The organism is Nocardia sp. CC201C, from assembly GCF_030010695.1.
Taxonomy (GTDB): Bacteria; Actinomycetota; Actinomycetes; order Mycobacteriales; family Mycobacteriaceae; genus Nocardia; species Nocardia otitidiscaviarum.
In genome coordinates this window covers 1-7,071 of record NZ_JASCXP010000387.1, presented here as the reverse complement: position 1 = coordinate 7,071, position 7,071 = coordinate 1, and the positions used below count along the sequence as shown (strand labels likewise).

Sequence of the window (7,071 nt, the reverse complement as noted above, 5' to 3'; positions counted from 1 at the left end):
CGCGGCAGGAGCGCCCCTCCACGCCGCGCTCGGCGCTGGCCAGGCGGCGGGCGCGCGCGGGCGTGGCGTTCGTGGCTCCGAATGTGGCGGCGGTCGCCGTGTTCCTGCTGTTCCCGCTGGGCTTCTCGCTGTACCTGAGCTTCCACTCCTGGGATCTGTTCTCTCCGCCGCGATTCGTCGGAACGGGGAACTACCGGCGGTTGTTCGCCGATGATCCGCTGTTCTATATCGCGCTGCGGAACACGGCGGTGTTCACGCTGCTCACCCTGCTGCCCACGGTGGTGATCAGTCTGGCCGTGGCCGGGCTGCTCAATCGGACGCTGCCCGGTATCGGCCTGTTCCGCACGCTGGCGTTCCTGCCGCTGGTGGCCTCCACGGTCGCCATGGCCGTGGTGTTCCGGTTCCTCTTCGCCACCGAGGACGGGCTGGTGAACCTCGGGCTCGGGTGGATGGGGCTGGGGCCGGTGCCGTGGCTGACCGATCCGGACTGGGCGCTGGTGTCGCTGAGCATCGTGACCGTGTGGAAGAGCGTGCCGTTCGCCACGGTGATCCTGCTCGCCGCCATGCAGGGCGTGCCCGAAAACCTGTACGAGGCAGCGCGAATCGACGGCGCGGGACCGCTGCGGCGCTTCCGGTCCATCACCCTGCCGCTCATCCGGGGCGCGCTGTCGTTCGTCTTCGTCATCACGGTCATCAACACCGTGCAGGCCTTCGATCAGGCGTACGCTCTCACCGGCGGCAACGGCGGTCCGGAGACCGGCACCTACGTGCTCGGAATCATGCTGTTCCAGAACGCTTTCCGCTTCTACGAGATCGGCTACGCCGCCGCGCTGGCCTGGGTGGTCTTCGCGATGCTGCTGGTGCTCACGATCGTGCAGCTGCGGCTGGCCCGCCGCGGCGAGGGGGAGCGGTGAGCGCGCGGGTGGGCGGCAATATCCGGCGGCGAATCGCCGCGGGCGCGCTCGCCTATCTTGTGCTCGTCGGTGTCGGCTGGTGTGCGCTGGCCCCCATTCTCTGGGCGCTGTCGGCCTCGCTGAAATCCGATGGCGGCGTAGCCGATCCGTCCCCGCTCCCCGCGCATCCGCAGTGGTCCAACTACGCCGAGGTCTTCGAACTCATTCCGTTGGGCCGCATGCTCCTCAACACCGCCGTCTACGCCGCCTGCGTCACCGCCGGCCAGGTGTTCTTCTGCTCACTGGCCGGATACGCCTTCGCCCGCCTGCGGTTCCCCGGCCGCGATGTCCTGTTCGTCTGCTACCTGGCCACGCTGATGGTGCCGCTCACCGTCACCGTCATCCCGCAGTTCATTCTCATGCGCTTCCTCGGCTGGGTGGACACCCCCTGGTCCATGATCGTCCCCGGCCTCTTCGGCAGCGCCTTCGGCACCTATCTCATGCGCCAGTTCTTCGCCACCCTCCCCGGCGAACTGGAGGAGGCCGCCATCCTCGACGGCTGCACCCCCTGGCAGATCTACTGGCGTGTCCTGCTCCCGCACACCCGCCCCGCCCTCATGGTGCTGGCCGTCCTCACCTGGATCACCGTCTGGAACGACTTCCTCTGGCCCCTGATCATGATCCAACGCAATGACTACGCCACCGCCACCCTCGGCCTGGTCCGCCTCCAGGGCCAGTACCACACCAACTGGCCCCTGCTCATGTCCGCCGCCGTCGTCATCCTGCTGCCCCTGATCGCCGTCTACGCCGTGGCCCAGCGTGCCTTCATCCGGGGTATCGCCCTCTCCGGCCTCGGCGGCCGTTGATACCATGGACGTCTAACTTGGATGTACTGGATATCCGAAGGAGACAGCTCATGGGTGCATCGAAGACTCCGATCGAGATCGACGAAGAGGCGCTGGCCATCGCCGCGGAGGTGCTGGGGACCAAGACCAAGAAGGACACCGTCAACGCCGCACTACGTGAGGTCGGCCAGCGGCTGGTCCGGATCAGGGCGCTGGCCCGCCTAGGCGACATGGCCGATCGGGGCGACTTCGATGAATTCCTCGACGACAAGGCGGCATACCGGCGGTGAGCACAGCCCTGTACCTCATCGACACATCCGGACTCTTCCGGATCTTGCAGGACAAGTTGCGACAGGCATGGGTGGACCAGTTGACCGCGGGAGTGATAGCCACCTGTCCGATTGTCGAGCTCGAATTCCTGTACTCGGCTCGCTCACTGGCCGACCGACTCGAGAAGCGCCGTCTACTGCGTGACCTGTTCGCCTGGGTCCCGATGTACGAGCGTGGATACGAACGTGCCGCTGACATACAGCAGCTGATGACGGAACAAGGCACGCATCGCTCGGCGGGGGCCGTGGATCTGCTGGTGGCGGCGACCGCCGAGCATCACAGACTAACGATCCTGTGCGACGACCGCGACTTCGCCACGGTCGCGCGGATAACCGGGCAGCCGGTGGCCTTCGTAGGTGATGTCCGGGGCTGAGCCGCCTTGGAGCTGACCATCCTGCCGAGTTCATCGATTGGCTGTGAACGGAGGTGCCGGAGCACCACCGCGAGAATCGGTGTGCAGGCCCTTTGCGTAGGCCAGCGCGAGGTGTATCGAGACGACCGGCCGATCGGTAGGCGTACGCCAGGTTGCGGCGGGCGATGAGAGTGTTCGGATGTTCCGTTCCACAAGTGTGCTCGGTATCCGCCGGAACGGTGAGCGACAGCTGTCCGGCGGCTGCGGCGTTCGCCAACTGCCTGTTCAGTGCGTCGAGCGCGTCGCCAAGCGGTACAGGTTTCGAATACGCCATCACGGCACCCCCTCGAATCGTTGGCGGCGGCCGGTTCGCGGTCTCGCCTCGTATCGGGTGGTATCGGCGGGCACCGACGAAAACGGCCCTCGGCCGCCCCGGTCCGCCCGCCCGGCTCAGCCCGCCCGGCTCGGTTCCCGGTGATGCGCGCGGGTAGAATCTGCTCTCCGTGAGTCTCACCCTCGGAATCGTCGGCCTGCCCAATGTCGGAAAGTCGACGCTGTTCAATGCGCTGACCCGCAATGACGTGCTCGCGGCGAACTATCCGTTCGCCACCATCGAGCCGAATGTCGGCGTGGTCCCGCTGCCCGACCCGAGGCTCGACCAGCTCGCCGAGATCTTCGGCTCCGAGCGCATCGTGCCCGCCACGGTGTCCTTCGTCGATATCGCGGGCATCGTGAAGGGCGCGTCCGAGGGCGCGGGCCTGGGCAACAAGTTCCTGGCCAATATTCGCGAGGCCGACGCCATCTGCCAGGTGGTGCGCGTATTCGCCGACGATGACGTGGTGCATGTGGACGGCAAGGTCGACCCGCTGTCCGATATCGAGGTCATCGAGACCGAACTCATCCTCGCCGACCTGCAGACTCTGGAGAAGGCGGTGGTGCGCCTCGACAAGGAAGCCAAGGTCAAGAAGGACCGCAAGCCGGTCGCCGACGCCGCCAAGCAGGCCCAGGAGTTCCTCAACGAGGGCAAGACCCTCTTCTCCGTCCGCGACAAGATCGACGGCGAACTCCTGAAGGAACTGTCCCTGCTCACCACCAAGCCGTTCCTCTACGTCTTCAACGCCGACGAATCGGTGCTCACCGACGAGGCCCGCAAGGCCGAACTGAAGGCCGCCGTCGCCCCCGCCGACGCGGTGTTCCTGGACGCCAAGGTCGAGGCCGAGCTCCTCGAACTCGACCCCGAATCCGCCCTGGAACTCCTCGAATCCATCGGCCAAACCGAACCCGGCCTGCACGCCCTGGCCCGCGCCGGCTTCCACACCCTCGGCCTCCAGACCTACCTCACCGCCGGCCCCAAGGAAGCCCGAGCCTGGACCATCCACCAGGGCGACACCGCCCCCAAGGCCGCCGGCGTCATTCACACCGACTTCGAACGCGGCTTCATCAAGGCCGAAATCGTCGCCTTCGCCGACCTGGTCGCGGCGGGCTCCATGGCGGCCGCCAAGTCCGCGGGCAAGGTGCGGATGGAGGGTAAGGACTACGTGATGGCGGATGGGGACGTGGTGGAGTTCCGGTTCAACGTCTGAACGTAGGGGCTACAAGGCGATCGGCAGTCGACGCACATTGAATGCCGTGGCTCGGAGCGAGGCCCGTTGAGCGAGTTCGAGATCCCACGGTGACTGGGGCACTGCGGCGACCACGGTTGGTGGCTGTGTCACTGGGCGAAGCGGGCGATGAGTTCGGTCGAGATCTCGTAGTGGCGTAGGAGAAACGAGCGTTCGTCGAGCTTCTTGCGTCGCAGCCAACCGGTCACCTCCGCGTTGCACTTGCTGGCATTGCACGACCCGCACGCGGGCACGACGTTACCGAGGGTGTAGCGGCCGCCGCGTGAAATGGCCTGCACACAGTCCTTCTGTAGCGGGGTGGCGTGGGCGCCGCAGTACGCGCACCCGCCCCAGCAGGTCTCGAGCGCGTCCCACTGCGGGTCGGTGAGGTCGTGGACGACGCGTGCCATCCGCCGCTTGCGCTTGCGCGCGGCTCGAACCTGTCTGCTACCGCCGGACGGCATAGGTGCTGAGACTACGCGCCGCGGTGGCCGATCGGTCGGAAGCCGGGGTGTGCTGCGGTCATCGAGTGGGTCGAACGGGTGTGGTGAGCGGGTCCGGGCCTGTAAGACGTTGGTGCACATGCGTGAGCAGTCGGCGGCGGTCATGGTGGTCGCACCGGACAGCCCGCCTTCGATGATCCGATCTGACGCCACCGGTTCGCCTCGGGGCCTGAGCGCTTCTCAGACGATCTGAAGCTGTGCTAGCTGGTTATCGAGCCTGCGGGCGGCAGTTGAACCGGGAGCACGGATATGAACCAGGTTTCGGGCATCGAGTAGCTGGCTGGACAGTCGCGCTGATCCGTTGTCGACGTCGACCTCCGCGCCTGTCAAGATCGACTCGATTCCAGCATCCAATTGCCCGGCATCGACATAGATCGTGCCGAGCAGGATATGCGAGGCGGCACGATCTCGAACCGCCTGAAGTCTCAGCGACTCCCTAGCCGCGTCGATAGCGGCTGGCAAGTCGCCGATCTGGCGAAGCGCCTTCGCCCGCATCCGAGCGATGTGCCCCGGCGTGCAGAAGTACGCGAGAGATTCATCGGGCGTCCGTGTAGCGCTCACATCGAAACTGTCTGCGCGAGCCAGAGCCGCTCGTGCATCACCGTGATACTCAGGTCCGGACTTCGCCAATGCCAAAGCCGAAATACCCGCTGCGTGAGCCTGTAGATGCGGATCGCCGGAGCGAGCAGCACGGAACTCTGCGGCGGCGGCCTGGTCGGCAGCCTCGATCGGCTTGCCAACTTCCTCGGTCATACCCGACCACTCAGCGAGAGCCATAGCGCTTGCTGCGTAGTCGCGAGCCTCGTCGGCCACGTCGCGAGCCTTCTCGAAATGATCTTCGGCCGACTCCTTACGGCCGAGGTCGAACAGTTGCCATCCCGCAGACGTACTCGCCTTGCTTCGCAACGACATAAGGCGCGACGCGAGCGGCCCCTTATAGCCCCTGAGTAAGGCTTCGGTGATGTCGACCTGTGTCAATGTGGTTCGAATAGCCGCCTGCGGGCCGAGCAAGTCGTCCTGCAACCGCGCGGCGTTCAGGATGGCCTGAACATTGTCCAGGACCGCCCCGTCCACCCGGTTCGGGGAAGCCGCAGCGCGGATGGTTCTTTCCAGCTCATCGGCGTTCAGTGCTGCCACGATCGCTGGCGACGACGCCGTGAGTACGGCGATAGCCCTCAAAAGCTCTCGACGCTGCACCTCGTCAACCTCCTCGCCTCCCCACCCCAAGAGTAGGTCAGCATGAACACTCGTACCAGTTTGCGACGGTTTCGCGGTCGCAGCGCGGGGGTTGTGGAGCCCCAGCTCAGTCGCGGTGACACCGAAGGCCTTTTCGAGCGCCAAGCGGTAGCCCTTCGTAGGCCACATCAGCGTCCCCCGGGCGATTTGTCGGATCTTGTCGGCGTCGTAGCAGCCCTCTTTGCCGGTGATCTCTTCGTAAGCGGCGTTCACCATCGCCGCTACATCGGTCCGCCTCCAGCCTCGTTCCTCCATCAGCCGATCGAATCGGAGGTTCTCCCTTGACTGTTCGCTCATCGGATGCCCTTCCCCACATCTACTCAGAAGGTATCGCGAATCGACACCCCGCGACTTCGTTCGCCTGAACTTGGGGGCCGAAGTTGCGGTTCCGAGACCGCCCCTTGGCGACCAGGCTCGATTTCGCACCCGCCGCCGGGATGAACACCGCGCCGAACGTCCCCGGTGGCGAGTGCTTCCAAGCATTCGCATGAGGGGGTGCCGTGAGTAACGACGAGCCACCAACCTTGCCGCAACGAGCGGTTATGCACGTCGGGTTCGGAAGCGGCCCAGAGCATCTCGCAGTCAGCTACACCGCGCCCGCCGACGTTATCGCGCGGTTCGCCACTGCCTTGCGCCAGTGGAATCCGGACTACCGGATCGAGGTCGAGGACATCGAATCCGGCAGCAACCTGCCGCCTGAACTGCCGACCTGGCGCTTGTTCGCCTGGGACGAGTCGGGCGAGCTGGAATCAAGAGGAACATCTACATAGAAGGAATTACCATGCTACACAACATGATTCGCGTGCTTGTGTGTGCTGCCTCCGTATTCGCGTCCGTCGCACTGAGCACCGGCTCAGCTGCCGCCGTCACGCCGCAGCAGTGTGAGCAGGAGAGCGACGGCGTGGTGCGGTGGGTGCTCAATCCGGACGACCCCACGAAAGCGGTGTGCACGTGCCGGGGCGGCTTCTACGACGGCCAGGATGTGTTCGGATCTCACGTCATCATCGTTGCCGGTGCCCCGATGGCGATAACTTGCACCGGCCTCGAGATTGATGCCTAGGGTTGCCGCTATGACTGGCGAACACGACGAATGCCGGGTAACGATCGATGGGGTAGCTCCTGCCCTGGTGGTGCTGTTCCGAACCGCCGCTCGTATCGCCGCCGAGCATGGGCGCAGCTGGGTAGGCGTGGAGGACATGTTCGCGGCGGTTGTCGCCCACGACGAGGAACACGGCCACCCTCCGGTCTGGTGGCCCCGCGTCGGCAAACCCCGCATCACCCGAGGATGGAAAGGCGGCGTCGGACTCGACG

10 protein-coding genes are annotated in these 7,071 nt (G+C 65.5%); 8 read left to right on the top strand and 2 right to left on the bottom strand.

What is annotated here, in order from left to right:
* Positions 1-35: 35 nt before the first annotated feature.
* The 5 genes from QK444_RS29350 to ychF all read left to right on the top strand — a co-directional run bounded on the left by QK444_RS29350 (position 36) and on the right by ychF (position 4,003).
* Positions 36-914 carry a sugar ABC transporter permease gene (locus QK444_RS29350; RefSeq protein WP_282785368.1) on the top strand — a complete coding sequence of 293 codons (879 nt, stop codon included), beginning with the start codon at positions 36-38 and terminating at the stop codon, positions 912-914.
* A gap of 8 nt (positions 915-922) precedes the next feature.
* Entirely contained in the window at positions 923-1,759 is an 837-nt protein-coding gene (locus tag QK444_RS29345) for a carbohydrate ABC transporter permease (RefSeq protein ID WP_282785367.1), read from the top strand.
* A gap of 50 nt (positions 1,760-1,809) precedes the next feature.
* On the top strand, positions 1,810-2,028 hold the full coding sequence (locus QK444_RS29340; protein WP_282785366.1) for a type II toxin-antitoxin system VapB family antitoxin: 219 nt from the start codon (positions 1,810-1,812) through the stop codon (positions 2,026-2,028).
* Positions 2,025-2,441 carry a PIN domain nuclease gene (locus QK444_RS29335; protein WP_282785365.1) on the top strand — a complete coding sequence of 139 codons (417 nt, stop codon included), beginning with the start codon at positions 2,025-2,027 and terminating at the stop codon, positions 2,439-2,441. The genes QK444_RS29340 and QK444_RS29335 overlap by 4 nt, the downstream gene beginning before the upstream one ends.
* A 482-nt stretch (positions 2,442-2,923) precedes the next feature.
* Positions 2,924-4,003, top strand: coding sequence for a redox-regulated ATPase YchF (gene ychF / locus QK444_RS29330; RefSeq protein WP_029931397.1), 1,080 nt, complete (start codon positions 2,924-2,926; stop codon positions 4,001-4,003).
* A 128-nt stretch (positions 4,004-4,131) separates the two neighbouring features.
* Here the strand turns inward: ychF and QK444_RS29325 are convergent, their stop codons facing one another.
* Together QK444_RS29325 and QK444_RS29320 are read right to left on the bottom strand one after the other, a co-directional pair.
* Positions 4,132-4,485 carry an HNH endonuclease signature motif containing protein gene (locus QK444_RS29325; RefSeq protein ID WP_282785364.1) on the bottom strand — a complete coding sequence of 118 codons (354 nt, stop codon included), beginning with the start codon at positions 4,483-4,485 and terminating at the stop codon, positions 4,132-4,134.
* A 219-nt stretch (positions 4,486-4,704) separates the two neighbouring features.
* Positions 4,705-6,057, bottom strand: a complete 1,353-nt coding sequence (locus QK444_RS29320; RefSeq protein WP_282785363.1) for a hypothetical protein — start codon at positions 6,055-6,057, stop codon at positions 4,705-4,707.
* A 203-nt stretch (positions 6,058-6,260) separates the two neighbouring features.
* Here QK444_RS29320 and QK444_RS29315 point away from each other — a divergent pair, with 203 nt between their 5' ends.
* The 3 genes from QK444_RS29315 to QK444_RS29305 all read left to right on the top strand — a co-directional run.
* A complete protein-coding gene (locus QK444_RS29315; protein ID WP_282785362.1) occupies positions 6,261-6,530 on the top strand; it encodes a hypothetical protein in 270 nt (89 codons plus the stop codon).
* A gap of 11 nt (positions 6,531-6,541) precedes the next feature.
* Positions 6,542-6,820, top strand: coding sequence for a hypothetical protein (locus tag QK444_RS29310; protein ID WP_282785361.1), 279 nt, complete (start codon positions 6,542-6,544; stop codon positions 6,818-6,820).
* A 10-nt stretch (positions 6,821-6,830) separates the two neighbouring features.
* Positions 6,831-7,071: hypothetical protein (locus QK444_RS29305; RefSeq protein WP_282785360.1), on the top strand; the 241-nt coding region annotated here is incomplete at its 3' end.